Source organism: Rhizobium aethiopicum, assembly GCF_900094625.1.
In the GTDB taxonomy this organism is placed as follows: domain Bacteria; phylum Pseudomonadota; class Alphaproteobacteria; order Rhizobiales; family Rhizobiaceae; genus Rhizobium; species Rhizobium aethiopicum.
Genome location: NZ_FMAJ01000001.1, coordinates 446,305 through 472,827, shown reverse-complemented (window position 1 = coordinate 472,827; position 26,523 = coordinate 446,305). Strand labels below are relative to the sequence as shown.

The 26,523-nt window shown below is 62.6% G+C and carries 23 protein-coding genes, 1 tRNA gene and 1 pseudogene; 12 read left to right on the top strand and 13 right to left on the bottom strand.

The window, feature by feature from the left end:
• Positions 1-3: 3 nt before the first annotated feature.
• The 3 genes from tmk to GA0061105_RS02380 form a co-directional block, all read right to left on the bottom strand.
• A complete protein-coding gene (gene tmk / locus GA0061105_RS02390; protein WP_092747744.1) occupies positions 4-684 on the bottom strand; it encodes a dTMP kinase in 681 nt (226 codons plus the stop codon).
• Positions 685-918: 234 nt separating this feature from the next.
• Entirely contained in the window at positions 919-2,112 is a 1,194-nt protein-coding gene (locus tag GA0061105_RS02385) for a D-alanyl-D-alanine carboxypeptidase family protein (RefSeq protein WP_064692070.1), read from the bottom strand.
• Between the two features lie 70 nt (positions 2,113-2,182).
• On the bottom strand, positions 2,183-3,289 hold the full coding sequence (locus GA0061105_RS02380; protein ID WP_092747742.1) for a septal ring lytic transglycosylase RlpA family protein: 1,107 nt from the start codon (positions 3,287-3,289) through the stop codon (positions 2,183-2,185).
• Between the two features lie 536 nt (positions 3,290-3,825).
• On the opposite strand from GA0061105_RS02380, the gene GA0061105_RS02375 reads away from it, so the two are divergent.
• The 3 genes from GA0061105_RS02375 (at position 3,826) to GA0061105_RS02365 (ending at position 7,062) form a co-directional block, all read left to right on the top strand.
• Entirely contained in the window at positions 3,826-4,647 is an 822-nt protein-coding gene (locus GA0061105_RS02375; RefSeq protein ID WP_092747740.1) for an Ig-like domain-containing protein, read from the top strand.
• 168 nt (positions 4,648-4,815) lie between these two features.
• A tRNA-Ser gene (locus GA0061105_RS02370) sits at positions 4,816-4,905 on the top strand.
• 267 nt (positions 4,906-5,172) lie between these two features.
• Positions 5,173-7,062, top strand: a complete 1,890-nt coding sequence (locus GA0061105_RS02365; RefSeq protein ID WP_092747738.1) for an adenylate/guanylate cyclase domain-containing protein — start codon at positions 5,173-5,175, stop codon at positions 7,060-7,062.
• Between the two features lie 187 nt (positions 7,063-7,249).
• Here GA0061105_RS02365 and GA0061105_RS02360 read toward each other — a convergent pair whose 3' ends face one another.
• Positions 7,250-7,738 carry a RidA family protein gene (locus GA0061105_RS02360; RefSeq protein ID WP_092747736.1) on the bottom strand — a complete coding sequence of 163 codons (489 nt, stop codon included), beginning with the start codon at positions 7,736-7,738 and terminating at the stop codon, positions 7,250-7,252.
• 192 nt (positions 7,739-7,930) lie between these two features.
• On the opposite strand from GA0061105_RS02360, the gene GA0061105_RS02355 reads away from it, so the two are divergent.
• Positions 7,931-8,617 carry a TetR/AcrR family transcriptional regulator gene (locus tag GA0061105_RS02355; protein ID WP_092747734.1) on the top strand — a complete coding sequence of 229 codons (687 nt, stop codon included), beginning with the start codon at positions 7,931-7,933 and terminating at the stop codon, positions 8,615-8,617.
• 400 nt (positions 8,618-9,017) lie between these two features.
• On the opposite strand, the gene GA0061105_RS02345 is transcribed toward GA0061105_RS02355, so the two are convergent.
• Entirely contained in the window at positions 9,018-10,508 is a 1,491-nt protein-coding gene (locus tag GA0061105_RS02345; protein WP_425348741.1) for an MFS transporter, read from the bottom strand.
• Positions 10,509-10,636: 128 nt separating this feature from the next.
• Between GA0061105_RS02345 and GA0061105_RS02340 the strand changes: the two genes are divergently transcribed.
• A complete protein-coding gene (locus GA0061105_RS02340; protein WP_092747730.1) occupies positions 10,637-11,584 on the top strand; it encodes a LysR family transcriptional regulator in 948 nt (315 codons plus the stop codon).
• A gap of 51 nt (positions 11,585-11,635) precedes the next feature.
• Positions 11,636-11,860: an alkylphosphonate utilization protein gene (locus GA0061105_RS02335; protein WP_092747728.1), complete on the top strand. Its 225-nt coding sequence runs from the start codon at positions 11,636-11,638 to the stop codon at positions 11,858-11,860.
• A gap of 22 nt (positions 11,861-11,882) precedes the next feature.
• Here the strand turns inward: GA0061105_RS02335 and GA0061105_RS02330 are convergent, their stop codons facing one another.
• From GA0061105_RS02330 to GA0061105_RS02320, 3 genes and pseudogenes are all read right to left on the bottom strand, one after another.
• Entirely contained in the window at positions 11,883-12,689 is an 807-nt protein-coding gene (locus GA0061105_RS02330) for a transglutaminase-like domain-containing protein (protein ID WP_092747726.1), read from the bottom strand.
• 163 nt (positions 12,690-12,852) lie between these two features.
• Entirely contained in the window at positions 12,853-13,746 is an 894-nt protein-coding gene (locus tag GA0061105_RS02325; RefSeq protein WP_064691661.1) for a transglutaminase family protein, read from the bottom strand.
• 570 nt (positions 13,747-14,316) lie between these two features.
• Positions 14,317-14,471: pseudogene (locus GA0061105_RS02320) on the bottom strand (YgdI/YgdR family lipoprotein).
• Positions 14,472-15,039: 568 nt separating this feature from the next.
• Here GA0061105_RS02320 and GA0061105_RS02315 point away from each other — a divergent pair.
• Positions 15,040-15,294 (top strand): GlsB/YeaQ/YmgE family stress response membrane protein, encoded by a 255-nt coding sequence (locus tag GA0061105_RS02315; protein ID WP_064691662.1) that lies wholly within the window; start codon positions 15,040-15,042, stop codon positions 15,292-15,294.
• Positions 15,295-15,361: 67 nt separating this feature from the next.
• On the opposite strand, the gene GA0061105_RS02310 is transcribed toward GA0061105_RS02315, so the two are convergent.
• Positions 15,362-15,643 (bottom strand): hypothetical protein, encoded by a 282-nt coding sequence (locus GA0061105_RS02310; protein ID WP_064692072.1) that lies wholly within the window; start codon positions 15,641-15,643, stop codon positions 15,362-15,364.
• Positions 15,644-15,862: 219 nt separating this feature from the next.
• On the opposite strand from GA0061105_RS02310, the gene GA0061105_RS02305 reads away from it, so the two are divergent.
• Genes GA0061105_RS02305 through GA0061105_RS02285 form a run of 5 tightly spaced genes read left to right on the top strand, consistent with a single transcriptional unit; the run spans position 15,863 to position 21,321 of the window.
• The gene (locus tag GA0061105_RS02305) at positions 15,863-17,755 is read left to right on the top strand and encodes a SurA N-terminal domain-containing protein (protein WP_092748301.1); all 1,893 of its coding nucleotides are present in this window, start codon (positions 15,863-15,865) and stop codon (positions 17,753-17,755) included.
• 8 nt (positions 17,756-17,763) lie between these two features.
• The gene (trpD, locus tag GA0061105_RS02300) at positions 17,764-18,780 is read left to right on the top strand and encodes an anthranilate phosphoribosyltransferase (protein ID WP_064691663.1); all 1,017 of its coding nucleotides are present in this window, start codon (positions 17,764-17,766) and stop codon (positions 18,778-18,780) included.
• A 9-nt stretch (positions 18,781-18,789) separates the two neighbouring features.
• Entirely contained in the window at positions 18,790-19,602 is an 813-nt protein-coding gene (gene trpC, locus GA0061105_RS02295; RefSeq protein WP_092747724.1) for an indole-3-glycerol phosphate synthase TrpC, read from the top strand.
• A gap of 1 nt (position 19,603) precedes the next feature.
• The gene (gene moaC, locus GA0061105_RS02290) at positions 19,604-20,101 is read left to right on the top strand and encodes a cyclic pyranopterin monophosphate synthase MoaC (protein ID WP_092747722.1); all 498 of its coding nucleotides are present in this window, start codon (positions 19,604-19,606) and stop codon (positions 20,099-20,101) included.
• Complete coding sequence (locus GA0061105_RS02285) at positions 20,098-21,321, top strand: molybdopterin molybdotransferase MoeA (protein ID WP_092747720.1); 1,224 nt, start codon at positions 20,098-20,100, stop codon at positions 21,319-21,321. The genes moaC and GA0061105_RS02285 overlap by 4 nt, the downstream gene beginning before the upstream one ends.
• A gap of 17 nt (positions 21,322-21,338) precedes the next feature.
• Here the strand turns inward: GA0061105_RS02285 and GA0061105_RS02280 are convergent, their stop codons facing one another.
• From GA0061105_RS02280 to GA0061105_RS02265, 4 genes are all read right to left on the bottom strand, one after another.
• Positions 21,339-21,998, bottom strand: a complete 660-nt coding sequence (locus GA0061105_RS02280; protein ID WP_092748299.1) for a class I SAM-dependent methyltransferase — start codon at positions 21,996-21,998, stop codon at positions 21,339-21,341.
• 41 nt (positions 21,999-22,039) lie between these two features.
• Positions 22,040-23,995, bottom strand: a complete 1,956-nt coding sequence (locus tag GA0061105_RS02275; protein WP_092747718.1) for a DEAD/DEAH box helicase — start codon at positions 23,993-23,995, stop codon at positions 22,040-22,042.
• A gap of 97 nt (positions 23,996-24,092) precedes the next feature.
• Positions 24,093-25,949, bottom strand: a complete 1,857-nt coding sequence (locus GA0061105_RS02270; protein WP_092747716.1) for a CHASE2 domain-containing protein — start codon at positions 25,947-25,949, stop codon at positions 24,093-24,095.
• 5 nt (positions 25,950-25,954) lie between these two features.
• A complete protein-coding gene (locus GA0061105_RS02265; RefSeq protein WP_092747714.1) occupies positions 25,955-26,473 on the bottom strand; it encodes a FecR domain-containing protein in 519 nt (172 codons plus the stop codon).
• Positions 26,474-26,523 lie beyond the last annotated feature (50 nt).

Here is a 26,523-nt window from a genome sequence, read left to right as displayed (position 1 = left end):
AAATTACTCATGGTGGGCGGCTTCCGGCATCCGGGCGCGGTCTGCGGGCGACATCAGCCGCTTGACGACGGCCAGGATCTCGGCAGCGATCGCCTCTTCCGTCTGCATGGCGTTGACCACGTGGCACCGCTCCGGCTCGCGGGCGGCGATATCGAGAAAGGCCTCGCGGCGTTTTTTGTGCGTTTCGAGCCGCTCCTTCTCGAAGCGATCGGGTCCCGCCGAAGCGCTGCGCTTCTGCGCCCGCTCCAGGCCGACCTTTGCGGGGATATCCAGTATCAGGGTGCAATCCGGCATGACGCCGTTGATGGCGACCCGCTGCAGCGTCTCGATGAATTCCGGCTCGAGGTTGCCGGTGACGCCCTGGTAGACGCGGGAGGAATCCATGAAGCGGTCGCAGAGCACGATCTTGCCTGATGTAAGGGCAGGCCGGATTACCTCTTCGACATGGTCGTTGCGCGCAGCCGCAAAGAGGATTGCCTCCATCCGCGTGCCGAAGGCCTCGGCGGCGCCCGACAACAGCACGTGGCGAACGGCCTCCGCGCCCGGCGATCCGCCCGGTTCCCTCGTCACCAGCACCTCGTGCCCTTCGCCTTTCAGCGCCTCGGCGAGGCGGCGGATCTGCGTGGATTTCCCCGCACCTTCCCCGCCCTCAAATGTAACGAACAGTCCCGTACCGGATGACAATGACAACTTCCCGCATTCCGGACGCCGCACACGCGCGCGCCCCGCCTCTTCTTTCTATCCGAAGACATCGGGAAGGAAAACCTTTCGCCGCGGCGACATAATCACCTTCCCCGGCAAATTGTATCAGAAGGTCGAGGGTTCAAGTCTGGAGCATGACTGTCGGCAACGATATGCGTGCAAAGAACAGTCGTGTGCAAGCGCGTGATCTAGAGGGTCGCGAGGCGCATAAGGCGCTTAGCCGGGGGCGGATTTGTCCCAGAGCCAGGAGAAGAAAAGCGATTCGCCGAGTTCCAGAATGGCGTCGACCGCCCGGCTGCTGAGTGAGCCCTCCCCGACCGCCTGCGCGGTATAGAGCGGCACTTCCCTGAGCAGCCGGCTGCCGGCGAAAATCCTGAGCGTGCCGGCCTGATAATCCGGCTTCACCGGCGCCGTCAGCGGCCAGCGATAGACGATGCGGGCCGACAGCCGATCGGGGTTGCTTATCGGAATATAGACGCTGACCGGCGCCTTTGCGACAAGATCGACGGTGCGCGCCGCGCCGCCATAGACGCTGGCTGCGCCGATCACTTCATGCTCGGCGAAAATCTGCCGGCTCTCGAAGGCGCTCAGCCCCCATTCGAGCACGCGCTTGGCCTCCTCCGTCCGCTCCTTGTCGGAAGCGATGCCGGCAAGCGTCAAAAACAGCCGCCGGCCGTCGCGCTGGACCGACGCGACGATCGAGTAACCCTCGCCCTCGGCAAAGCCGGTCGCAAGCCCGTCGGCGCCGAGATCGAGCCCGAGCAGCGGGTTACGATTGCGCTGGAAGATCTTGTTCCATTCGAAATCCGGCTGCGCGAAATAGGGATAGAGATCGGGATAGGATTGCTGGAGAGCGGCGGCGAGCGTCACCATCTCGCGCGCCGTCACCTTGCTCTTGCCGTCCGGAAGGCCGGTGGAGTTGCCGAACACCGCCTTTTCCATGCCGAGTTCGCGGGCGCGGCGCGTCATCGACTGTGCGAATTGCTGCTCGCTTCCTGCCATTCCCTCGGCGAGGATTATGCAGCTGTCGTTGGCGCCCTGGATCGCGACGCCCTTGATCAGATCCTCGACCCGCACACGCGACTTCAGCGCGGCAAACATCGTTGCCGTCCTCGACGGTGCGCCGCCGGTGCGCCAGGCATATTCGGAAACGGGATATTCGGTATCGAGGGTGACCTGGCCCTTGGTCACCGCCTCGAAGACCAGGTCCATCGTCATCAGCTTGGCAAGCGAGGCCGGTGAAAAGCCCTGATCCTCGTTCTTGGCGAGAAGCACCGTGCCTGTCGAGGCCTCGACCATATAGGCCTGCGCCGCCTTGGTAGCGAAACCGGATGCGCCCCCGTCGGCGGCTTGTGCGCTGGCGGCGAGCGGCATCAGGCATGCAAGCAGGCGAAGCACGGGCCTCAGCATCGCAATTCCCATCGGTCAACGGCATTTTGAGAAGGTTAGAGCGCGACGAAATCGGATGCAATCGCCATGCTCAGCGCGCGTTGGATTTTGCCTGCTGACGCTTGCTCGAGGCAAGGATGGACGCCGGTGTCAGCCCGTCATTGCGCACCATCACCGCGTCGAAGGCGAGATCCACGGTAACCGTCTTCACGCCGTCGTTCTGATAACCAAGCGCGAGAGAAGCCTGAGAACCGCCATAGGGCCGCTCATAGGGCATGGGACCGATCTCCGGCAGAACGACCATCTGATCGAAGGCCGGAGCGGCGCTGGAGGAAGGAGCCGAGGGTGCCACCAGAACATGGGCGCCCGGCGCAAGGGCGGGCGCCGCATTGTAGCGCGCGCTCGGCATCGAGCCGGCATAGGAGGTCGCCGACATCGGTACCGGCACATTCTTTGGCTGCGTCTCATAGCCTTCAGCACTCTGCAGCTGATCGCGGGTGATCTTGCGGCTGTTGGAGGCGACCATGACGCCGGTGGCGATCTGCCCTTCCGGATTGACCCCCGGAATGCGGCTGCCCTTCGGCACGTAGGAGGCCATCAGATAAGGCATGTCATGACCGTCCATGCGGGCGCGCCCGACATATTGCACGCGCACCTTGCCGGTGCCGCTGTGCTGCAGATCCAGCATGTCGGCCGTCTTGTTGGATAGGTCGATGATGCGGCCTTCGTGATAGGGGCCGCGATCATTGACGCGCACGATGACCGAGGAGCCGCTTTCGAGATTGGTTACGCGCGCATAGCTCGGCAGCGGGAAGGTCGGATGCGCGGCGGATAGATGCATCTGGTCGTAGACTTCGCCGTTCGCCGTCAGGCGCCCGTGAAAGGCCGAGCCGTACCAGGAGGCGACGCCGACCTTGTTATAGGCGAAGTCTTCCTTCGGATAATACCACTTGCCCTTCACCTCGTAAGGGTTGCCGACTATGTAGCGGCCGCCGCCCTTCGGGATATTGTTGCCGGTGGCGACGCGGGGGCTGGCCTTCACGCCATATTCGGATTCGGAGAAATATTCCTTGCCGTGGGCTTTTTTCTTCGGCACCGCCTGTGTCGTGCCGCACGCTGCAACCGACGCGCACATCGCCGATATCGCCAGCCACCGCATTGTCTTTGCGAAAGACGCCGCCCCGTATCCCAATCTCATATGTCCCACGCCGCTCAAAGATCGTTATGGTTAAGGAACCTTGCCCCATCTTGGGCCAATAACGCCTTACTCCCACCCGCCTAACGAGGCTTTAATCTTGTTAAGTTCGTGGCGAATTTGTGAACGATTTCGCAGCGATAGCGACAATTCTAATGATCATGGTTTATAAATTGCTAACGCGAGGCCCTCTGCCCTGCCCTTCGGCTGTTGCAATAAGAGCCGAAACCGGCGTGCCGATGCGGAGCACACGGTAAACGTCAGCCTGCTGCAAAAGGTCGAGAAATATCGGATCGAGACACCGAGGACATACAGCTGCTGTTCTCCAGGCACCGGTTGCAGCTGGAGCTTTCATCTCAGGGTAGTTGATCGGCCTCTCGCTCTCTTGCTTGCGGGTCCCTGGCGGCAATGGCGACGGCCATAACTCCCTTAGCGCGTGTAGTTTGTTGCTTGACTCAAAGTGGAGTAGAAAGTTTATTTGCAAGGTGCGGGCCGCAGCCCGGCCTTCCTTTCCACGCTCATCTTTAGGGAGACGAGCCATGGCAAATCGCAAACCAACAGTGCCTGACGTGTCGGTCCACGATTACGCGCCAGAGGAAGCCATTGAAGGAAATCTTCTCGACAACGCCTCGGATCCCGATGGTGACCTGCTTCAGGTTCAATTCGTCAATGGAATAAGAATTCCCAACAAGGCGGGCGAGCCGGGATATCTTACCATCGAGGGTGAGCACGGAACGCTGACGATTTGGAGCAACGGCAGCTATAGTTACACGGTCAGTGATCCGACCGGCCTGGAGCCCGGTGGGGTCTTCGGCGAGAATTTCTCGTTCAAGATATCCGACGGAAAGGGCGGCACCGATCTCGCCAGTCTCAAGATCGGCGTCCACACTCCCCCGCAAGGACAGTATTCCATCGATTTCGAGAATGCTCCCACGCAATATCCCGGACTGCCGGATATTGCTTCGGGTTATGCAGGATTCAAGTTCGGCGACAAACTCGATGGCAACCTCTGGACGGTCGCCGAATCCGGCGGCAACGAGTATGTCGTCACCAATCCCTACAATCCGTTTTTCGAACGTGTTGATGGCAAGCTCTTCACGGTAGAGGGCGTCGACGTCGCAACCAATTTCGACCCCGCCTATGAAGGTGTCGATGCCCTTGTAACCTTCGAGGGTTATATCGGCGGCAACAAGGTGAGCGAGATGTCGCTGACGGTCTATGGTGACACCATTGCCGATGGCCAGCATATCTCTCTCGCAGCCTTGGGAGCGGTCGATTTTATCCGCTTCGATATTCAGCCCGACGTCGAGCCGACGGGCTTTCCGCAGCTCGCGTTCGACAATTTCGCCGTCCTTGTCTGAGGACGGCAGAGAGAAGCGGCTATCAAAGCCGCTTTTCTGCAGAACAAGTTGACGATGCCAGCAAAGCTGCTAAAAAGCCGGCCTGTGAGTAATGGGCAGCAAATCGGCAGAAACCACCGATTCACCGGAAAGACCGAAACGGAATTTCTTAAAGCTTCCCAAGCACTTGGAAGAGTGTCCGAGTGGTTTAAGGAACCGGTCTTGAAAACCGGCGTGCGGGAAACCGTACCGTGGGTTCGAATCCCACCTCTTCCGCCATCTGCGTTCGGTCCATTCAGCATAATCATCGTCGCGGCGAAGCAAGTCGAAGCAATTGATTCGCGCTCCTTAGTTCGATCGACACCGCGGTTGGGTCATCTCGTCATGGGTGCCGTTCACTCATTGATGGTACCTGCTTAGCGATCGCAAACATGTTTCCGCCGCTACGACACGTGCTCGGAGCTGGGCACCGGTCGCTGTTCCCAGAGGTCGGTCGGTTTCATTTGAGTGCGACCAGTCCTATAATAGGGCGGTGAGGCCGAACCAATGGACCGCAAGCTTTCCGCCATCCTCGCTGCTGATGTCGTGGGCTATTCCGCGCTGATGGAGCGCGATGAGGCTGGCACATTCGAGCGCCTTCGTGCGGGACGCAAGGAACTGTTTGAGCCGGAGATTGCTCGCCATCACGGCCAGATTTTCAAGCTAATGGGCGACGGGATGCTCGCCGAGTTTGGCAGCGTGGTGGACGCTGTGGAATGCGCCGTCTCGCTGCAGCGCGGGCTGGCGGAACGGAATGCCGCCGTTCCCGAGGACCAGCGGATAAGTGTCAGGATCGGGATCAATCTCGGCGAGGTGATCGTTGAGGGCGATGACCGGTATGGCGAGGGCGTGAATGTCGCGGCCAGGCTTCAGCAGCTGGCAGACCCGGGCGGCATCTGTGTGTCGGGAAAGGTCGCCAGGGAGGTTGAGAAAAAGCTGGCTTTCGGCTTCGAGCCGATGGGCGAGCAGAAGGTGAAGAATATCGCCGAACCGGTACAGGCTTTCCGCGTCATCCTTGAGGGACGAGCCCCACGCCAAAAAGCGCGGTTATCTTTTCCGCGCTGGGTTTGGGCAGCAGCAGCCGTGCCAGTCCTTATTCTGGCTCTGGCCGGGACAGTCTGGCAATTCTGGCCGACTGCGACAGCAAGCGGCAAGCCGTCGGTAGCGGTGCTGCCGTTCGACAACTATGGCGGTGACGAAGCGACCGGACGCCTCGCCGACGGCCTCACTGCGGACATAATAACCGATCTGGCGGGGTTCCCTGAATTCCACGTGATCGCCCGTAACTCGACTGAACAGTACCGGGACAAGCTGGCCGTGCCGAGTGAAGTGGGTAAGGCGCTGGGTGCAGGATTTGTGGTCGACGGATCCATCCAGCGTCAGTCTGACCGTGTTAGAATTACGGCGCAGCTCATCGATGCCAAAACGGGCAATCATCTTTGGTCGCAGCGCTGGGACCGGCCCGACCAAGACTTGTTCGCAATCCAGCTTGAAATTTCCGAGCAGATTTCGAACCGCCTTGGCGGTGGCGCAGGTTTGGTCCAGGAGGCGGGCCGCATCACCGCCCACCGAAAGCCGCCCGAGAATCTCAACGCCTACGAACTTTATCTGCTCGGCACCGAAAAGCTCGAGCAAGTCAATCAGGCGGACGTCGAGGAGGCTGTCAGGCTGCTCACCCGCGCGGTCGAACTGGACCCCGGCCTTGCCCGCGCTTGGGTCGAACTAAGCCATTCCCATGGCATCTTGATCGGCTTTGGGGTTGAAGCCGACAAGAACCGGGCTTTGTCTGCCGCGGCTGCCGAGCGCGCCGTCCAGCTCGACCCGAGCGATGCCGAGGCGCATGCTGTTTATGCCATGCTTTTAGGTGACAGAGGCGAATTCGAACGCGCCAAGGCAGAGTTCGATACCGCACTGCGCCTCGCTCCCGGTCAGTTCGAAGTTCTGACATTCTATATCGATTGGGCCTCGACCTTTGGCGAGCCTGAGCGCGCCGCGCAGCTGGTCGACAAGGCGCTCAGTCTCAACCCAGGTTTCCCGATGTGGAGTGCCAGGATTTTCACGCATGCCTATTTCATGGCGGGCCGGTACGAGGATACCCTGCGGATGCTGGACCGCTTGACGCCCGAAAACTATGGAAGAAAACATTGGGTGATGCGTTCTGGCGCGCTTGCGGCTCTTGGCCGAACCGAAGAGGCGAAGGTCTCGGTAACGGACGCACTGAGGCGGTTTCCCAATCTGACCGTCGAGGGGTTTGTCAACCTTCCCGGATTTAACGAAGCGGAGCGCCAGCGGTTGATCGAAACCATGCAGCTCGTCGGCTTTCCTGATTGCGCCAAAGCGGAAGAGCTCACGAAGCTAAAGAAGCCGCTGCGGCTGCCGCAGTGTGCTTCGCCGTGATCGCGTCGACGAGCGGCCACGGATGACAAGCGTCTCCAGACGCGACCTTGGTTTCACTGGCCGCGAAAGCGCCCGGATGTATCGCTCGTTCCGGTCGACGTTATCTGCTGTGGCATTTAGACCGAACGCAGGCGGCGGTGAAAACGGCGGCTCCGCCGTTTTTCCGCGGCGGGATCAGTCGCGGCCACTATTCAAGCATGACGATGGCTTCGACCTCGAACAGCATCGGATCGATTGCAAGTTTGGGAACGGGAACAAGGGTCTGCGCCGGCAGTGCGTCGCCGAACATTTCCTTGACGTTCCTGGTCAGCACTTCGAGCTTGGACATATCGTGATCGACCACGAAGATCGTCAGCTTGGCGACCTGATCCGGCCTTGCGCCGAGCCCGTCGAGGGCGCTGCGCAAATTGGCGTAGGCCTGCTTAACTTGGACCGCGAAGTCCGCCGACAAGCCTCCGGTGCTGTCCTGGCCACCCTGTCCGGAGATGTACGCCAACCGCGCGCCGCGGGGTACGATCACCGCCGTGCTATAGCCATTCGGCGTAGGGTCGTAGAGGTTTTTCGGATTGACGATGGTGAGCTTGAGGTCACCCTCATTCGCCATCGTCGCAATGGGAATTCCCATGGTCATGATGATCAGTCCTCCGATAAGCAGATGTTTCGTTGCGTGTGACATGATGTTCTCTAGGCCTTGATGAGTGCGAGGAACGACCCTCGCCGCCTGCTGGAATGCGCCTTTAACTCTTCGGCTACACGAATCGTACAATGTACGACTCCATCGCATCGTACGCTGTACGAGTCAACGGCCAGGATCGACATCATCGCTTCGTCGGCTTAAATCGATGTCCTGATCTTTTAGGAAAGACGCATGGCAGCCAGGCGCGACGGCACTCAGGATAAACGGCCTCAACGGCAAGCTGCCCCGATCCCCTCCGCACAGGAGCCGCCCCTTTCGCTCGAACGGATCATCGCGACCGCGGTTGAGCTGCTGGACGCCGAGGGCATTGACGGATTGAAGATGCGTCGGTTGGCCGATCGCCTCGGCTCGGGCGCGATGAGCCTCTATTGGCACGTCTCCAACAAAGACGAGGTTTTTGATCTCGCGCTCGACTCGGTGCTCGAATATCGCGGGTCGCCTCAACTGAGCGAATCTCCGGACTGGCGCCAAGCGGTCGTTCATATGCTTGAAGACTGGCGGGCCAGCATGCTGCGCCATCCCTGGTCGGCGTCGCTGCTTCCGCGCCGGGCGCTCGGCCCGAACATTCTCGCTCGTCTGGAGCTGCTGGGCGGGATCTTATCCAGAGCCGGCGTCGACGAGGCGGATCTGAACGGCGCGATATGGTCGCTCTGGAACTATGTGATGGGCGCGACCATCACCCGTGCGAACTTCGACCTTTCGGACGAAGATATGCTCGCCGGGCAGCAGCGTCTTGCTCACCTCAGCCAAGAATATCCGACGATCGAGCGTGCTCGTCTGCTGTTGGACAATGATTGGGACGGCGTTTTCAGGAAAGGCGTGGACTTCCTGCTTGACGGGCTTGTTCCGAGACAATGAACAAGGGGCTCAGCTCTCCAGTGATCAGCATGATCGTTCGGGAGCTTCACCAGATGATCTTTCACGATCTGACCCTGGCGCCCGCACCGCCTGATCCTGCGCAAGAAGCCACAGATCGCGCATCAGCTTCGGAAGGTCTTCGAGGGCGGCACCTGCCCGGTCCGACGCGCCTCAAGCCCGGCTCTGAGCCGCGGACGATCGGTGCAATAGACGTTCATGACAACATCGAGTAGATCAGCGCGCCAATAGAACCCCAGAAAATGACCGGCGTCAGTATCATTCCCACAAGTAAGATCTTGGTCACAGCTAAAACTCCGCAAATCCGACTCGCCGCGAAACCTATTGTCGCGACCCGGGCTTGGGTATCGGCACGAAGTCCGGGTCAGGTCGGACCTTGGTCTCAATCCTGCTCGGTCGCGCGCTGCTTCACGACCACGCCGTCGACCTCCTTATGAAATCTGCTGGCCGCTCGGCCGACGCCGTAAGTCACGACCGCGATGGCGAGTGCCGCGGCGATCAACATGGCTGCGACGGCAAAAGTGATCTGCATGCCCCAGTGAACGGCCTCGGGGCGTGCGACAGCGATATCCGATGTCCCCGACGCTCGCGCGAATATCGCGCCCATGACCGAGGCGCCGGTAATCAGTCCGAGATTGCGCGACAGGTTGAGCGCGCCCGAGATGACGCCGCGCTGGTCGGGTCCGACATCGGCCATGACGGCGGTGTTGTTGGCCGCCTGAAACAACTGATAGCCGGGCGTCAGGATGGCGATGGCGGCGATGTAGCCAGCAATTCCGGGAAGCACTGCAAGCGCGATGGCGCCGGCCGCCATGGCGATGAGGCCTGCGGCGATCACCAATGACGCCTCCAGACGATCGACCAGGCGGCCAGCGGGAATTCCGCCGCAGATGGAGATGACGGGCCCGATCGACAGGACGGCTCCGACTGCGGTCTCGCTGAGCCCGAGCACACGGGAGAGATAAAACGGTGCGACCACCAGCGTCGCCATCATCACCGTCGAGACGAGCGCGTTCATGGCCAGGCTGGCGCTCAGCACCCGATTGCGGAACACCGCCAATCGGATCAGCGGCGACGCCGTTTTCGACTCGGCGAAGACGAAGAGACCGGTCCCGAAAACAGCGGCCGCCAGCAGGGACAGGTTCAGCAACCCGAAGCTGCCCCGCCCGATCGTCATCGCCAGCGCATAGGCCGAAAGCGTCAGGGCAAGCAGCAAGGTGCCTGCCATATCGAAGCGGGCGCTCTCGGCTTTCCTAATCTCGGAATCGGCCGGCAGAAAACGATAGGCGAGCGTGAAGGTGACGATGCCGAGCGGCACGTTGACTAGGAAGATGGCCGGCCAGCCGAACCCGGCGATCAGAACGCCGCCGAGCGATGGGCCGAGAGCGGTACCGATCGCCGACATGGTTCCGAGCAGCCCCATGACGCTGCCGGTCCTCGCCTTCGGCACCGTTTCGCCGACAAAGGCCATGGAGAGGGCTATCATCATGGCAGCGCCTAGACCCTGCAACGCACGCGCGGCGGTCATCAGCCACAGCGCCGGCGCAAGCCCGCAGAAGGCGGAGGCGAGCGTAAAGAGCAGGATGCCGATGAGCAGAAGCCGTCTTCGGCCTATCATGTCGCCCAGCCGCCCGACGCTGACGATGAGGGTGGTGGTAGCAAGGAGATAGGCCAGAACGATCCACTGCACCTCCTGGAAGGAGCCGTCGAATGCCCGCGCCATGGCCGGCAAGCCGACATTGGCGATGCTGGTGCCGAGCGACGGCAGCAGCATGGAGAGGCAAAGACTGGCGAGCGCCCAGCGGACGGAATAGGGGCGATCGGCGGCTGCCTCACCCTGTGCTTCAATGATCGGCTGCAACAGGACCTCCATGTATTGACGCTCCTGAAACGGAGCCATCGAAGCGTAGCTCTGGCACCGGCATGGCGGAATGCGCAGCATTTGCATTTCATTCGTGCGTTTGGCGCCACATCACCGGAAAACCGTGTTATACCGCTTGGATGTCGACCCCTGACCTCAACCTGCTTGTCACCCTGGATGTCCTGCTCGCCGAAGGCAGCGTTGCCCGTGCGGCCGAGCGGCTGCGGCTCAGCCCATCGGCAATGAGCCGGGCGCTGGCACGATTGCGCCAGGCTACCGGCGATCCGTTGCTGGTGCGCGCCGGCCGCGGCCTGGTTCCGACACCCCGGGCGCTCGAACTGCGCGAGCGGGTCGGCCGCATCGTCGAGGAAGGTCGGGCGGTTCTGCGACCTGCCGAAGCGCTTGACATCGGCCGGCTCGTTCGGACATTCACGCTGCGCGCAAGCGAAGGATTTGCCGAGAGCTTCGGCCCCGGCCTCATCGCTCGCCTTAGCGAGCAAGCCCCTGGTGTGAGGCTGCGCTTCGTCCAGAAACCGGACAAGGACAGCGCGCCGTTGCGTGACGGAAGCGTTGATCTGGAAACCGGTGTCGTCGGCGAGACGATGGGACCGGAGGTGCGGGCGCAGGCCTTGTTCCACGACCGGTTCATCGGCGTCGTGCGCGTGGGGCATCCACTTTGCGGGGATGAAATCACGCCCTCCCGTTACGCGGCCGGTGGCCACATCGCCGTCTCGCGGCGCGGACTCGACAAAGGAGCCATCGATGACGCTCTGCATGCGCTCGGGCTGGAACGGCAGGTCGCCACCATCGTCGGCGGCTTTTCCACCGCGCTGGCCCTCGCCCGCGCGTCTGACCTGGTCGCGAGCGTCCCTGAACGGCACACGGCAGCCTTGCGAGCGGGAATGCACAGTTTCCGTCTTCCCGTTCCGACGCCGGAGCTCACGGTTTCACTGCTCTGGCACCCGAGGATGGATGCCGATCCCGCGCATCGCTGGCTGCGCAGCTGTGTTCGTGAGGTCTGTGCAGCCACCCCTTGGAGAGCCCAGGAAACCGAGGATCGGATGGGACGGCCCGGGGCCGGCGATTGACTATCCCGTGTCGTCGTGATTTCCCCTCCCGCATCATCAAGCGAGGACATCATGGCCGGGGACATTATTGTAAAGGACAGCAACGGAAGCCAGCTTCACGATGGCGATTCCGTGACACTGATCAAAGACCTCAAGGTCAAGGGCACCTCGGAGACGCTGAAGCGCGGAACGTTGGTCAAGGCCATTCGCCTGACCGACAATCCCGGCGAGATCGAGTGCAACACCAAACAGGTCAAAGGCCTTGTGCTGAAAACCGAATTCCTCAAGAAGGCTTAGGATCCGCCTGCGGCGGCTTCTCTTACGGAACTTCTTCGGTGATCACCTCGAAGCGGGAAAGCGTCGCCGGGCCGAAAGCCGTCGACATCGCGACGTCGGTGGCATCTCGGCCCGTTGCAATCAGAATTCTGCCGATACGCGGCGTGTTGTGGCGGGCATCGACCGTGTGCCAGTGACCACCGAGAAAGACCTCGAACCAGGCGCTGAAATCCATTGGATTGGGGTCGGCCGGAACGCCGATATCGCCGAGATAGCCCGTGCAATATCGAGCAGGAATATTCATGCATCGGCAAAGCGCGATGGCGAGATGGGCGAAGTCGCGGCAGACGCCGCTCTTGTCGGTGAAGCCGCCATGCGCGGTTCTGAGAACGTCGGCCTTCTGATAGTCGAAGGTGATGTGGTTATGCACGAAATCACAGATCGCCTGTACGCGCGCCCAACCGGGCGGCGTTGATGAGAAGGTTGCCCAGGCGAAGTCCGAAAGCCTGTCTATGTCGCAGTAGCGGCTGCCGAGCAGGAAGACGAGCACCTCGTCGGGCAGATCCTTGATCGCGTGCTGCACGGCCTGGATAGGAACGATGTCGGCTTGCCCCGTGTCGTAGATCTCGAACTCGGTAGAAATCGTCGTCAGCCCAGGGGGAGCGACGATCCGGCTGCAAGCATTGCCGAACCCATCGGTATATTCCCAGGCTTCGATCGGTCGGTCGAATGTCAGGATCTGCTCGCTCAAAAGATCGGCGCGACGGGAGGGATGAATGTTGAGGACCAGCAGCATCGGCGTCGGCTGTATGCATTCATAGCCCAGATGAAACCCGGCGCGTATCTTCATTGTGGCTTCCTCGTCCCTCCCCGGATGGGTGGAGGTGAGTATGGAACGTTGGTCGCGCTACCCGGTTCCCGCGGACGCGCAACTGTCATATCGCGCATCTCCCGGCAAAGGCCGGTTCATAACGCCGCGGGCAGTGCACATTGCCCCCGGGGGCAATCGGCCATTACCCCTCGGTAAGCCACGCCTGCCGCGTGGTCACGTTGACCTGCACCGTCATGCCGTCGAAATCCGATCCCTCTCCGTCATAGCTGCCGCTCAAAGGAACCGCTTGGCGCGGGTCGCGGGCAACCGCCACGCGGATGAGGTCGCGGTTGCCGACGATGCCGTTGGTCGGATCGAACTCTGCCCAGCCGGCTCCGGGAAGATAGACCTGGCACCATGCATGCGTGGAGCCGCCGCCGAGCACCGTGGAGCCGTCCCGGTCGGGGACGTAGACATAGCCGGTGACGAACCGCGCCGCCAGGCCGAGCGTGCGTGCCGCTTCCATCATCAGAAGTGCGAAATCCCGGCAGGTGCCGGAGCGAAGCTGCAAGGTCTGCAGTGGCGTCTGCGTGCCATGTTCATGGCGCCGTGCATAGGCAAAGCTTTCCCGGATCGCATAACAGAGCGTCATCAGCAGGTGCCCGGTCTCCGTCCGGTGTCCCTGGCGCACGAACCGGCCCGCCCAGCGGCCGACCTCATCACCGGGATCGGGATAATGGCGCTGCATCGCCGGCGCGAGGTCGGCGATTTCGTCCTTGTCGTAGGCGAAGGGATAGGTCAGCGCCGCCTCATCGATCCGAATGTCCGGGGCGAGCTGCGGCGTGTGATCGAGCGTGATCCAGGTTTCGAAACGAAGCTCGGACGACGGCCGCAAAAAATCGACGAGCGCCACGCAATTGCCGAAAACATCGTGGATCCAGCGCACATGACTTTGCTCCGGATAGGTCGTCAGCGACGCCTCGATCAGCCGCTGGTCGAAACTGTCGCGCGGCCGGAACATCAGGCGGTGCTCGCCGAAATCGACTGCCCTGCGGTAACGATAGGACGTGATGTGGCGGACGGAGAAAATCGTCATGGGCTGCTGTCGGCTGATTTGTTCATGTCTCTGCTCCCACAGCGCTACGCGTGTTATCAGACGCGCAAAGGACGCTGTAACTTTTCGAATTCGCGCAAGATGCGCGAGGGCGGCGGCGCCCCTCTCCTTCGCAAGCGGCCTGCCCGCTTCCCCGCTCATCCCGATTTCTTGTCATATAAGCAGGTTTGAAAGATTGCTATTGTACCTTCACCGATCGACGGTAGAGCCGTCCAACCCTGAGAGGATAACATGCATATCATCTGGGATGTTCTGACACTTCTGCTGACCATCGGTTCGCTCTATGGCGGTCGCGAATACCGGATTATTCGCGCCCGTGCCCGCGCCCAGAATTGGGGCAACTTCTGACCCGATCCTGGCGGCCGCTGCCGGAACCCTTCGGTTGCGGTTACGTCGAATGACGTACGGCCGCTTCCTCAAGGAAATGCTCTAATAGTCGGGACGGTTTCCGTCCGTCCATTCTCTCTGTTATGCCAAGCCCGCCTCACCCCAGGCGGGCTTTTTTCATGCGAGCCTTGCCGCGTGGCGACGATGGCTGCCGCGTTGTTGCCGTCACTTCTTGGCGCCGGCCGAGAGCACCCGATGGCTCGCATTGTCCATTGCGTGGCTCGCCTCCTGTCCATCCTTTTTCAACCCTTTGCGGTACTGCCGCAGCCGGAAAGCGTGAGCAGGCAGAGGCAGGCGATGGCGATTGCAGCTGTTGGCATCGAGTCTTCCCTGATTGAACCGAATTCAAGGAAAAAATGACGCAGTGCGCGTCAAAATCAATCCGCCGCAAGCCGGACGCCAAATCGGCTATTGAGCCGGTGCCGGCACCTGCGCCGAATTGGTGCATGTCTCGCTCTGCGTTAGGTCGCGGCCAGACCTCTTTCAGGTGAAAATTCACAGGAACGTTGAAATATTTGACCGATGCCGGGAGATGTGCCCGTTATTCGGGCATTTAGTTTTGTCGCTGGGTGTAAAACGCATCCTTTATAGTTATTTATAACTTTATTTAAATACCGTGCTTAACCAATCATTAGTAATAATCTTGCGCAACCTCCAATTGGGCTTATGCTTTACTGAAAGGAGAGGGGAAAAATGTTTAGCAAAAGCCTGATCATGCCATTCAGCTTCGCATTTCTAGCTATAGCCGGCTTGCTGTTCCAGTTCGCCGCCTACCTGCTCGAGACGCCGGTCACCCTGCTGCATCCGTGAGCGCTTAAGTTCCTCCAGGAGTGGAACTTTTTTTCGTTTCGTGCATTGTTGCGAGTCGTTTCACCAGGAGGGATTACCATGGAAGACGCAGGCGTGGGTTGGATTGCAGCCATCATCATCGGCGGCATCGCCGGATGGCTGGCGGAAAAGGTCATGAGCAGCAGCATGGGCCTGCTTATGAACATATTGCTCGGGATCGTCGGCGCAATCGTCGCCAACTGGATTCTGGGTCTGTTGAACATTCAGCCGCTCGCCGGCTGGCTGGGCTATCTCATCACCGGCTTCGTCGGTGCCTGCATTCTGATCGCCCTCGGGCGCGTCATCCGCCGCTGACCTACTGCTGAAGACGTGAATCCAAAGCCGGGCGTTTCGCGTCCGGCTTTTGTCTGTCGAAGGCCTTTCAGCGGCGGCTCAAAAGGCCGAACAAATAGGCGATGCCCGCCGTCACCGCGAGCGCCATGATCGGTTCTTCGCGAACCTTGTCGCGCAACCGTTCCGTCATCAGCGAAGCTTCGTCCGTAACCACCGACTTTGCCCCCTGTCCCAGCGCCCGCACACTGTCCGTCAGTCTGGAGAGATCTTCGCGGAGTGCCGTTACCTGCGCCGACAGATCGTCTGCTGCAATATCCGCCTTGACGCGCGCAGCGGTGGATTCGGCGGAAGCGGTTTTCAATTCTGCCATGGTCTGCTCCTGTTTCATGGGATGCCGCATCAACGAAATGGCGGCCTGAAAGGTTCCGCCGGAGCCGATCTTTTGTTCGCCATCAACGCCTTGCGTCACCATCGCAGCCCTGCGCAGCTTTTCGCGTGACAACCCTTCATTTCCTGTCGGCTTTGTTCTAAGGAACGTCGGATGTCTGCCCGCGCGCGGGTCAATGAATACTGCGAGGTTTGCGTTTCCATGTTCCATTTTCTGAGAAGAGCTGCTCAGACCTGGGTTGCCAAGCTGCTCCTGCTTCTCTTGGTCGCCTCCTTCGGCATCTGGGGCGTGTCGCGTGAGCTGATATCAGGCGGCAACAGCACGACGGTTGTGACCGTCGGCGACCAGCAGGTTGATGTCAACGAATTCCACCTCGCCTATCAGCGCCAGGTGGCGAGCCTCGGCCAGCAGTTCGGTATGCGTCTTACCCCGGAGCAGGCCCGCGCCTTCGGCGTCGAACAGCAGGTGCTCTCGCAGCTCGTCGCCGGCGCTTCCCTCGACCAGCTCGCCGAAGATATGAACCTCGGCCTGTCCGAGGATCGTCTCGCCCAGTTGATCGGCGACGATCCGGCCTTCAAGGCCGTCAACGGTAAGTTCGACCGCGAGCTGTTCGTCTCGCGCCTGCGCAATGCCGGCATTCGCCAGGACGACTACATCAAGGAGCGCAGCAAGGTCGCTGTCCGCAGCCAGATCGTCGATGCCCTTTCCAACGGCTTTACCGCGCCGAAGACGCTGGTCGATGCAATGAAGCTCTATGGCGATGAAAGCCGCAGTGTCGACTATCTGCTGCTCACCAACGCCAATATCGAGCCGGTCAAGGCGCCTGCCGACGACGTGCTGGCGACCTGGTTCGAGGGCGTCAAGCAGCGCTACCGCGCGCCGGAATACCGCAAGATCATCTATCTCAAGCTGCAGCCGGCTGATATCGCCGACGCCGCGACCGTTACCGACGACCAGATTCGCGAGGCTTTCGACAAGGGCAAGGATATTTATCGCACGCCCGAAAGCCGGACGATCGAACAGCTGACCTTCGCCAGCAAGGATCTTGCCGCCGCCGCCGAAACGGCACTGAAGAGCGGCACCAGCTTCGATCAGCTGGTCGCCGACCAGGGCAAAACGGCCAGCGACGTGCTGCTTGGCGAGTTCACCAAGGACAAGGTTCCCGACCAGGCCGTCGCCGATGCCGCCTTTGCGGTTTCGAAAGACGGCGGCACGACGCCGGTTGTCGACGGCTCTTTCGGCGCCGTCATCCTGCGCATCACGAACATCAAGCCGGAAACGGTGAAGAACTTCGACGAGGTCAAGGAAGATATCCGCCAGCAGCTGGCGCTCTCCAATGCCTCTCAGGAAGTGATCAACGTTCACGACCGCATCGAAGATCTGCGCGCCGGAGGCGCGACGCTTGAAGATATTGCCGGCCAGTTGAAGCTCAAGGCCGTAACAATCGACGCCGTCGATATGACCGGCGCCGACAAGGCTGGCGAAGAGGTCAAGGATATCCCGGTCAAGCAGCAGCTGCTCGGCGAAGCCTTCAAGACCGAGGTCGGCGTCGATGCGTCGCCGCTTCCGGTCGGCAATGACGGCTATGTCTGGTTCAATGTCCGCGAAATCATACCGGACCGGGACCGCCCGATCGCCGAGGTGCGCGAGAAGGCCGTCGAGGACTGGACGGCGGAGCAGCAGAAGGCCGAACTCGCCAAGAAGGCCGAGGAATTGAAGGCCGAGGCGCAAAAGGGCACCGCCCTGGCCGATATTGCGGCGCCGCTCGGCATCGCCGTCGAAAGCAAAAGCGGCATCACCCGCTCCACCGATGATCCGGTTCTCGGGCGCGCCGCCGTCAAGGCCGCTTTCTCCGGCCCCGTCGATACGGTGGCAAGTGCCGTCGGCGGCGATCCCGCGACGCAGATCCTGATGAAGGTCACCGAGGTCAACAGCCAGCCGACCGGCGACGTGCTGAACAACCGCGACGCTCAGATCACCGCCATGGCCAATGCCGCCGGCGAAGATATCCTCGATCAGATGGTCAACCAGCTGCAGACGCAGTATGGGGCTGAGATCAACCAGACGCTCGCCGAACAGGCGACGGTCCGCTAGGAGGTTTTATGACCGATCTGAAGCCGTTCCTGGCCAAGGCCGCAAGCCGCGAGCCGCTGACGCGTGACGAGGCTCGCGACGCCTTCGACATCCTGATGTCGGGCCAAGCGACGCCCTCGCAGATCGGTGGCTTTCTGATGGCGCTGCGCGTGCGTGGCGAAACCGTCGACGAAATCGTCGGCGCCGTCACCACCATGCGATCGAAAATGCTGACCGTCGAGGCGCCGGCCAATGCGATCGACATCGTCGGCACCGGCGGCGATGCCAGCGGTACCTACAACATTTCGACGCTGGCGGCGCTGATCGTCGCCGGGGCCGGCGTGCCCGTTGCCAAGCACGGCAATCGGGCGCTGAGTTCGAAATCGGGGGCGGCGGACAATCTGGCCGCACTCGGCGTCAATATCGATGTCGGTCCCGAGATCATCGAGCGCTGCATCACTGAAGCCGGCGTCGGCTTCATGTTCGCGCAGCTTCATCATTCCGCCATGCGCCATGTCGGCCCCTCCCGGGTCGAGCTCGGCACGCGCACCATCTTCAATCTTTTGGGGCCGCTTTCGAACCCGGCCGGCGTCCGCCGCCAGCTGCTCGGCGTCTTCTCGCCGCAGTGGCTGGTGCCGCTTGCCGAAGTCATGCGTGATCTCGGCTCCGAATGTGTCTGGGTGGTCCATGGCGACGGCCTCGACGAAATCACCACCACTGGCATCACCAAGGTGGCGGCGCTCGAAGATGGCAAGATCCGCACCTTCGAACTCTCGCCCGCCGATTTCGCCGTCAGCCCCTGCGTGCTCGCCGACATCAAGGGCGGTGATGGTGTCGCCAATGCCGCAGCGCTTCGTGAGGTCCTCGGCGGCGCAAGGAATGCTTATCGCGATGTCTCGCTCGCCAATGCCGCCGCCTCGCTTGTTATCGCGGGCAAGGTCGAGACGATTCGCGACGGCATGGAGCTTGCTGCGCATTCGCTGGATAGCGGCGCCACGGCGCTCGCCCTCGACAAACTCGTCGCCGTTTCCAACGATATCGATTAGGATTGGCCGATGACCGACATCCTGAAGAAGATCGAACTCTATAAGCGCAAGGAAATCGCCGCCGCCCAGGCAGCTGTGTCGCTTCCCGACCTGAAGGCGATGCAGGCCGATCAGTCGGCGCCGCGCGGCTTCCATAAGGCGCTTGCCGCCAAACGTGAGGCCGGCCAGTTCGGGCTGATCGCCGAGATCAAGAAGGCAAGCCCGTCGAAGGGGCTGATCCGTCCGGATTTCGATCCGCCGGCGCTGGCAAAGGCCTATGAAGCGGGCGGCGCGGCATGCCTTTCCGTGCTGACCGACACGCCGAGTTTTCAGGGTGCACCGGAATTCCTGACGGCGGCCCGTGCCGCCTGCACGCTGCCTGCCCTGCGCAAGGATTTCATGTTCGAGATCTATCAGGTCCATGAAGCCCGCGCCTGGGGTGCCGATTGCATTCTGCTCATCATGGCGTCGCTGACCGATGACGCTGCCGAGCGTCTGCAGGACGAAGCTTTTTCACTCGGCATGGACGTGCTGGTCGAGGTGCACGACGTGCCGGAAATGGAGCGCGCACTGAAGCTCTCCTCGCCGCTGATTGGCATCAACAACCGCAATCTGCGCACTTTCGAGGTCAGCCTGACGGTCAGCGAAACGCTTGCCTCCATGGTTCCGGCGGATCGGCTGCTGATCGGTGAAAGCGGCATCTTCACCCATGCCGACTGCCAGCGATTGCAGGCCGTCGACATCAATACCTTCCTTGTCGGCGAGAGCCTGATGCGCAAGGACGACGTGGCGGCGGCCACCCGCGCGCTGCTCTTTGGCGAAGCCGCCATCGCGGCCGAATGATATGAGCGGCGGAAAGCCAGGACTTACCCATATCGATGCCTCCGGCGAGGCGCATATGGTCGATGTCTCCGACAAGGCCGAGACCGTGCGCATCGCCACCGCCGAGGGCGAGGTGAAGATGGCGCCGGAAACCCTTGCGCTGATCCGTCAGGGCAACGCCAAGAAGGGCGACGTCATCGGGACGGCGCGCCTTGCTGGCATCATGGCGGCAAAACGCACCGCCGATCTCATCCCGCTCTGCCATCCGCTGATGCTGACCAAGGTCACGGTCGAGATAGAGGAAGATGCCGCCCTGCCCGGCCTGCGCGTCACGGCCACCGCCAAGCTTACCGGCAAGACCGGTGTGGAGATGGAGGCGCTGATCGCCGTCTCGGTCGCTTGTCTGACGATCTATGACATGGCCAAGGCGGCCGACAAGGCAATGGAGATCGGCGGCATCAGGCTGCTCGAAAAATCCGGTGGCAAGTCAGGTGATTTCCGTCACCCGGAGGCAAGATGAACCTTCTGCCCGTCGCCGACGCCTTGGACCGCCTGCTCTCCCGCGCCAAGCCTATCGTGGCGTCGGAGACGTTGCCGCTTGCCGAGGCTGAAGGGCGAGTCCTGGCGGTTGATCTCACGGCGCGCCTGACCCAGCCGCCCTTCAATGCCTCGGCCATGGATGGCTACGCGCTACGCCGAGACGACGCGCCGGAGCCAGGCGCCGTGTTGAAGGTCATCGGGACGTCGTCCGCCGGCCACGGCTTCGAAGGAACCGTTGGCCAGGGAGAGACCGTCCGCATCTTTACCGGTGCGCCTGTTCCGCCGGGCGCCGACAGCGTCCTGCTGCAGGAGGATGCGGAGAAGATCGACGGCGGCATCAGGACCACCTTCCCGGTACGGCAGGGCCAGCATGTACGTCCCCGCGGCCAGGATTTCGCCGAAGGCGAGACGGTGCTATCTGCCGGCACCGTGCTCGATTTCTCCCGGCTGACGGTAGCGGCCGGCATGAACCGGCCCGATGTCGAGGTTCTCAAGCGCCCGCTGATTGCCATCCTCGCAACCGGCGACGAGTTGCAGCCGCCCGGAAGCAAGCCCGGTCCTTCGCAGATCATCGCCTCCAATACCTTCGGTATCGCAGCCCTTGCTCGCAAAGCCGGCGCCGATGTGCTCGATCTCGGCATCGTGCCGGACGACAAGGCAAAAATCACCGCGGCGGTCGACAAGGCCCGGGATGCCAAGGCCGACGTCATCGTCACGCTCGGCGGCGCGTCGGTCGGCGATCATGATCTGGTGCAGGCGACGCTGATCGAGGCCGGCATGCAGCTCGATTTCTGGCGCATCGCCATGCGTCCCGGCAAGCCGCTGATGGTCGGCAGCTTCGGCGAGACGCATGTGCTCGGCCTGCCCGGCAATCCGGTCTCGAGTCTCGTTTGTTCGCTGCTGTTCCTGGAGCCGTTGATCCGCAAGCTCGCTTCCCTGCCGCCGGTCCAACGCGAGGCAATGGCGGAGGCGGCTGTTACTCTGCGCGCCAACGACCACCGACAGGACTATATCAGGGCAAAACTTTCGAAATCCGCTGCAGGCGGTTGGCGCGCAGAACCTTTCGGCAAGCAGGATTCCTCGATGATGAAGATCTTCGCCGCAGCCGATTGCCTGATCATTCGTCCGCCGGCTGCGCCGGAGCTGCCGGCCGGCGCACCCTGCCCGGTCATTCTGCTGCGGCCTGATCTTCTGGTGTAGTCCCGCCTCCCTCCCGATCAGGAGAGGGAAAAGATACCCGCCTGCACCACATCACCGCTGGTAACCGAGCCGAAATCCGCGACCGCCGTGGTCGCAATTCGCCTGAGGTCTCGATGCGGCAAATAGGCCCGCACGGGATCGCCGATCAGCACCTCGATGCCGCTTGCCCGACAACGCCGCAAGAAGGCGATTACCCGCAAGGCAAGCGAGGGATCATAGAAAAGATCGCCGACCACAACGAGATCAGTCGCCTCCGGCGCCGGCCCATCGATGACATCGGCGGCGACGGCCTCGATGTCTACGCTGTTGATTGCCGCATTGAGACCGATCGCGGCGACGGCATTGGCATCGATATCGACCGCCGTGACCGCGCGTGCTCCGGCCTTCGACGCCGCTATGGCGACCAGCCCGGAGCCGGCGCCGAGATCGAGGACGCGGCGGCCGTCGACCATTTCCGGCCGGTCGAGCAGATAGCGGCCAAGCACGACGCCGCCGGCCCAGGGATAGGCCCAGTAGGGCGGCGGATCGGATTCTCCACGGCCGGCAAGCCGCCAGAGCCCGCTCGCAGGCCCTGCGGTGTGGAGCAGGATCTCTGGGACGGAGTGGACCGGTGAGATCGGCAGATTGGCCTTGATGAAGACGCCGGGATCGGGACGCGCTATGCCAGGGCGCTTCATCGTCGTCTGATCCTGCCCGTCAAGAAATCGCACGATCGAAATCAGCCCGGCTTCTTCTTCGAGAATTTGCCTTTCGGTCCAGCGCCGCCCTTGCCCTCATATTTGCCGCCTTCAAATTTCGGCTTGTCATATCTGGGCTTGTCGGATTTTGCGCCATCGTAGCCGGTTTTGCCCGACTTGTTGCTCCAGGGCTTGGCATCCCGCCTTTCCCCGCCACCGTTCTCGGCTGCGGCATAACCGCCGCCCGCACCCTTGCCGAACTTCTTCTTGGACCGCTCGTCGCGGAACCCATCGCCCGGCCGTTCGTCACGGGGCGCCTTGCCGGCATAGGGCTTCGGCGCTGGCGCGCGGCTGAAGTCAGGCGTGCCGGGAAGCCTGGTGACCCGGATTCCGCGTTCGAGCGCCTTGTTCGGGCCGAGGGCCTCCTGGAAGCTTTCCGCGCTTGCCGCGGCGATTTCGACATAGGTTTCATCGGGCTGCATCTTGATCGCGCCGATCTCGCGCTTCGTCACGTTGCCGTTGCGGCAGAGCATCGGGATCAGCCAGCGCGGCTCGGCATTCTGCTTGCGGCCGACCGAGACGGAAAACCAGACGCTCGGGCCGAAATCCTCGCGCGGTCCCTTCTGCGCCGGCTCGAAGGGGGCGGCATTGTCGCGGCGCTTGCGGCTGCGATCGTCCTGAACGGTAACCTCGATGAGGTCTTCCGGCGCCGAATGGTTAGTGCGGTAAAGACGCAGGAAAGCAGCGGCGAGCTTTTCGGCGCCGTGACTGGAAAGAAGCTGCTGCACCAGCCCCTGTTCTTCCTCTTGCGGCGCATCGTGAAAGATCGGATCGGCAAGCAGCCGCTCGTCGTCGCGCTCGCTCACCTCCTCGGCTGACGGCGGCCGCGCCCAGGCGGCCGAAATCCCGGCATTCTCGAGCAGGCGCTCGGCCTTGCGCCGGGCATTGAGCGGCACGATCATCGCGCTGATGCCCTTGCGTCCGGCCCGCCCGGTGCGGCCGCTGCGGTGCAGCAGGGTTTCGGGATTGGTCGGCAGGTCGGCGTGGATGACGAGATCGAGGCCCGGCAGGTCGATGCCGCGGGCGGCGACGTCGGTTGCGATGCAGACGCGGGCGCGCCCGTCACGCATAGCCTGCAGCGCATGGCTGCGTTCGTTCTGCGTAAGTTCGCCGGACAGCGCCACCACGGCGAAATTGCGGTTGTTGAAGCGCGCGGTCAGGTGATTGACGGCGGCGCGCGTCGAACAGAAGACGATGGCGTTGGTCGCCTCATAATAGCGCAGCACGTTGATGATCGCGTTCTCGCGATCGCTCGGGGCTACGACAAGGGCCCGATATTCGATATCGACATGCTGCTTTTCCTCCGCCGCGGTGCTGATGCGGACGGCATTGCGCTGGTAGCTCTTGGCAAGCTTGGCGATCGCAGCCGGCACGGTGGCCGAAAACATCAGCGTGCGACGTTCGTCCGGCGCCGAGTCGAGGATAAATTCCAGATCCTCGCGGAAGCCGAGATCGAGCATCTCGTCGGCCTCGTCGAGCACGGCGGCCTTCAGCTCCGACATGTCGAGCGCGTGGCGGCGGATATGATCGCAGAGGCGGCCCGGCGTGCCCACGACGATATGGGCGCCGCGTTCCAGCGAGCGGCGCTCGCTGCGGATGTCCATGCCGCCGACGCAGCTTGATATCACCGCGCCGGTCATCTCATAAAGCCATTCGAGCTCGCGCTTCACCTGCAGGGCAAGCTCTCGCGTCGGGGCGATGACGAGCGCAAGCGGGGCGCCGGCAGCACCGAAGCGCTCGTTGCCCTCGAGTAGCGTCGGCGCCAGCGCAAGCCCAAAGGCCACGGTCTTGCCGGAGCCGGTCTGGGCCGAAACCAGAGCGTCGGAAGAGGCGAGGTTGGGATCGAGCATCGCCTGCTGCACCGGGGTGAGTTCGGCATAACCGCGCTTTTGCAACGCCTTGGCGATCGCCGGAACGACGCCGTTGAATTCTGTCATGAGTTCGATCTTTCGGAGCTGTCAGGCGCGAATGCACCATGGCCGGAGCCAGCCGGCGGGGTATTTGCGCCGTTCCTAGCCGCTCCCGCAGCGATTGTCAAAGCATGCCGCTGCGCCACAGCCAGGCGTCGATATGGCTTGCCCGCCCGCGCAACGCCGTTTCCAACGGACCCTCGATGCGGCCTGACGTATGGAGCACGTTGTCAGGGCCTGCGGCGCGGACGATTTCGGCGCTGAGCGCCAGCTCGACGCCGTGGCGGGCAGCGATCTCCATCAACCGGCTCCCGACATTCACCGTATCGCCCGCCGCCGTGATCTGCTGCCGGTCGCCGGTGCCGAGCCGCGAGGCGACGATAGGCCCGCAATGTGCACCAACCTTGAAGCCGATCTTCTTCTCGGCAAACCCGGCATGAACGTCAAGCCAGGCCCGCGTCCGCTCGCACAGTCTGACCGCGCAGGCGACGGCGCGGGTGGCATCGTCGTCGCTCGGTTCCGGCAGGCCGAACAGGATCATCGCCCCATCGCCCATGAAGCTGGTGATGGCGCCGCCATGGGCACGTGCCTCCTCGTCGATGATTTCGAAGAAACCGCTCAGCACTTCGCTTACCTTGACCGGTCCGACGTTTTCGCTGAGGCCTGTGAAGCCCGAGAGATCGATGAAGATGACGGCGGCGTCCTGGCGCACCGGCGCGGCAAGGAAATTCGGATGGCGCGCCAGCCATTCGCCGAAGCCCGGCGCCTCGATGCGCTGCAGCAGCGCGCTCTGCTCGGCGAAATGGCGGGCGCGGCCGCGGTCGCGCCAGAGCTCGGCCGCGCCGAAGACCAGCGCCGGCGGCAGCGCTGCGGCAATCGGTAACGCCGCGCTCAGCCAATAGCCATGGGCAAAGGCCGACAGATTGAGCATTGCCCAGACGACCAGCATCAGCACGATGATGAGATAGCCCGCAGCACTCCGCCGCCAGGCGATCAGTGAAACCAGCACGAGTGGCAGGGCGAAGGCGATACCGGCATCGATCAGCCTGATCCTGCGGTCTCTTACCATGCCGTCGCCGGTAACGAGGTGGGTGATCGCCGTCGACATGACCTCGACGCCGGGCATGACGGGATCGAACGGCGTCGGGAAGACGTCGCCGCCGCCCGTGACGGTCGCGCCGATGACGACGATGCGCCCGGTGACCGCCTCGGCCGGCAGCCTGCCGTCAAGCGCATCTGCGGCGCTTGACGTGGCGATGCTGCCGTGCCGGCCATAGAAGGTTACCGGCAGGCGCTGGCCGATATCTGTGGGAATGCGCAGCGCCCCGAGGAGGATGGCGTCGCGTTCGATACTGGGATCGACACCGAGCGCCACCGAGGCGGCACGCAGCGGAAAAGCCGGATCCAGCCGGTCTGCGGCGCGCGAGATCAGCGGAATGAAACGCGGCGTGCCGGTCTGGTCGGTGGCGACATTGACGACGCCGACCGCCGCCGCACCGGCAAAGCGCGGGAGCGGCAAGAGAAGCTGATCTGCCTCTGGGATGGCGGCAAGCGGATCGTCCGCCAAGTCGGTGACCCGCTGCCGGCTCTGCACAAAGGTGGCCGCCGCTGCAATCACGCTCGGTCCCCCTGCAAGGGCTGCGGTCAGCGCCGCATCGCCCTCCTCCGGTCCCGGATCGACGAGCAGGATGTCGAGCGCCAGAGCCTTCGGCTTCAAGGCGTTGATCGCGTTGACGAGCCGCGCCAGTGTGGCCCGATCAAGAGGATAGCCATGGGCCGCCGCCGTACGGTCGTCGATCGCGACGATCGAGACGACGGGAGGCGGCGCCTTAGCCCCGACGGCGATGCTGCGAATATCGGCGAGCGACGCCTCCATCCGGTCGAGAAGGCCTATCCCGCCATTGAGATTGAGATAGCCGAGTCCAGCGCCCCAAAGACCGGCGAGCAGCAGCGCGATCACGGTCAGCAGGCGATGGCTCATGGCACTTATTGGCCGAGGCGGGCAAGAAGGGCGGCGACGCGCGGCGCAGGCCAGCGGCGCACCAGGAGAGGTTCGGTTCCGCCGGTCACGTCGACGCCCTCACCCGGCGACAGCACCACCGGCTCGCCGACCGGCCGGCGGACGGCCACGCTGCCCCTGACGACGAGCACCGAAGTCCTGCCGGCTGCGACGTCGACGGCCCATTGCGTGCCACGCACGGCGGCGATCGCCTGCGGTGTCACCACCTGGAAACCACCCGTATGCCGACTGCCGTCGACATCGACGAGAATGGCCTTGCGCCGCAGCGATGCCGAATCGGGGCTGCCGTCACGGTTGCGGTCGGACAACCGGAAGGACGCGCCGGCCTCGGCCGTCACCTTCACGCCACCGGGGCAACTGAGCACCTGGCGGGCGCCGGCATCGCGGGAGATCGCGCAGCCCGCAGACTGCGCGAGCGCCGCGTCATGCGGAATGAGGCCGGCAGCGAGTGCGGCGGCAAACAGGTTGCGAAACGTCATATTCATGGAAAGCCCCCGTGACCGTGCGGGAACTGCTTCTGCGAAAACGCCCCGCC

What these genes read in the sequence shown, in the direction of transcription:
- GA0061105_RS02285 (WP_092747720.1), top strand. Translation starts at nt 20,098, where the DNA reads ATGAACCTTCTGCCCGTCGCCGACGCCTTGGACCGCCTGCTCTCCCGC.
- GA0061105_RS02340 (WP_092747730.1), top strand. Translation starts at nt 10,637, where the DNA reads ATGTCGACCCCTGACCTCAACCTGCTTGTCACCCTGGATGTCCTGCTC.
- GA0061105_RS02315 (WP_064691662.1), top strand. Translation starts at nt 15,040, where the DNA reads ATGGAAGACGCAGGCGTGGGTTGGATTGCAGCCATCATCATCGGCGGC.
- GA0061105_RS02310 (WP_064692072.1), bottom strand. Translation starts at nt 15,643, where the DNA reads ATGGCAGAATTGAAAACCGCTTCCGCCGAATCCACCGCTGCGCGCGTC.
- GA0061105_RS02330 (WP_092747726.1), bottom strand. Translation starts at nt 12,689, where the DNA reads ATGAAGATACGCGCCGGGTTTCATCTGGGCTATGAATGCATACAGCCG.
- GA0061105_RS02385 (WP_064692070.1), bottom strand. Translation starts at nt 2,112, where the DNA reads ATGCTGAGGCCCGTGCTTCGCCTGCTTGCATGCCTGATGCCGCTCGCC.
- trpD (WP_064691663.1), top strand. Translation starts at nt 17,764, where the DNA reads ATGACCGATCTGAAGCCGTTCCTGGCCAAGGCCGCAAGCCGCGAGCCG.
- GA0061105_RS02280 (WP_092748299.1), bottom strand. Translation starts at nt 21,998, where the DNA reads ATGAAGCGCCCTGGCATAGCGCGTCCCGATCCCGGCGTCTTCATCAAG.
- moaC (WP_092747722.1), top strand. Translation starts at nt 19,604, where the DNA reads ATGAGCGGCGGAAAGCCAGGACTTACCCATATCGATGCCTCCGGCGAG.
- GA0061105_RS02365 (WP_092747738.1), top strand. Translation starts at nt 5,173, where the DNA reads ATGGACCGCAAGCTTTCCGCCATCCTCGCTGCTGATGTCGTGGGCTAT.
- GA0061105_RS02355 (WP_092747734.1), top strand. Translation starts at nt 7,931, where the DNA reads ATGGCAGCCAGGCGCGACGGCACTCAGGATAAACGGCCTCAACGGCAA.
- GA0061105_RS02375 (WP_092747740.1), top strand. Translation starts at nt 3,826, where the DNA reads ATGGCAAATCGCAAACCAACAGTGCCTGACGTGTCGGTCCACGATTAC.
- GA0061105_RS02345 (WP_425348741.1), bottom strand. Translation starts at nt 10,508, where the DNA reads ATGGAGGTCCTGTTGCAGCCGATCATTGAAGCACAGGGTGAGGCAGCC.
- GA0061105_RS02360 (WP_092747736.1), bottom strand. Translation starts at nt 7,738, where the DNA reads ATGTCACACGCAACGAAACATCTGCTTATCGGAGGACTGATCATCATG.
- GA0061105_RS02335 (WP_092747728.1), top strand. Translation starts at nt 11,636, where the DNA reads ATGGCCGGGGACATTATTGTAAAGGACAGCAACGGAAGCCAGCTTCAC.
- GA0061105_RS02380 (WP_092747742.1), bottom strand. Translation starts at nt 3,289, where the DNA reads ATGAGATTGGGATACGGGGCGGCGTCTTTCGCAAAGACAATGCGGTGG.
- GA0061105_RS02305 (WP_092748301.1), top strand. Translation starts at nt 15,863, where the DNA reads ATGTTCCATTTTCTGAGAAGAGCTGCTCAGACCTGGGTTGCCAAGCTG.
- GA0061105_RS02265 (WP_092747714.1), bottom strand. Translation starts at nt 26,473, where the DNA reads ATGAATATGACGTTTCGCAACCTGTTTGCCGCCGCACTCGCTGCCGGC.
- GA0061105_RS02325 (WP_064691661.1), bottom strand. Translation starts at nt 13,746, where the DNA reads ATGACGATTTTCTCCGTCCGCCACATCACGTCCTATCGTTACCGCAGG.
- trpC (WP_092747724.1), top strand. Translation starts at nt 18,790, where the DNA reads ATGACCGACATCCTGAAGAAGATCGAACTCTATAAGCGCAAGGAAATC.
- GA0061105_RS02275 (WP_092747718.1), bottom strand. Translation starts at nt 23,995, where the DNA reads ATGACAGAATTCAACGGCGTCGTTCCGGCGATCGCCAAGGCGTTGCAA.
- GA0061105_RS02270 (WP_092747716.1), bottom strand. Translation starts at nt 25,949, where the DNA reads ATGAGCCATCGCCTGCTGACCGTGATCGCGCTGCTGCTCGCCGGTCTT.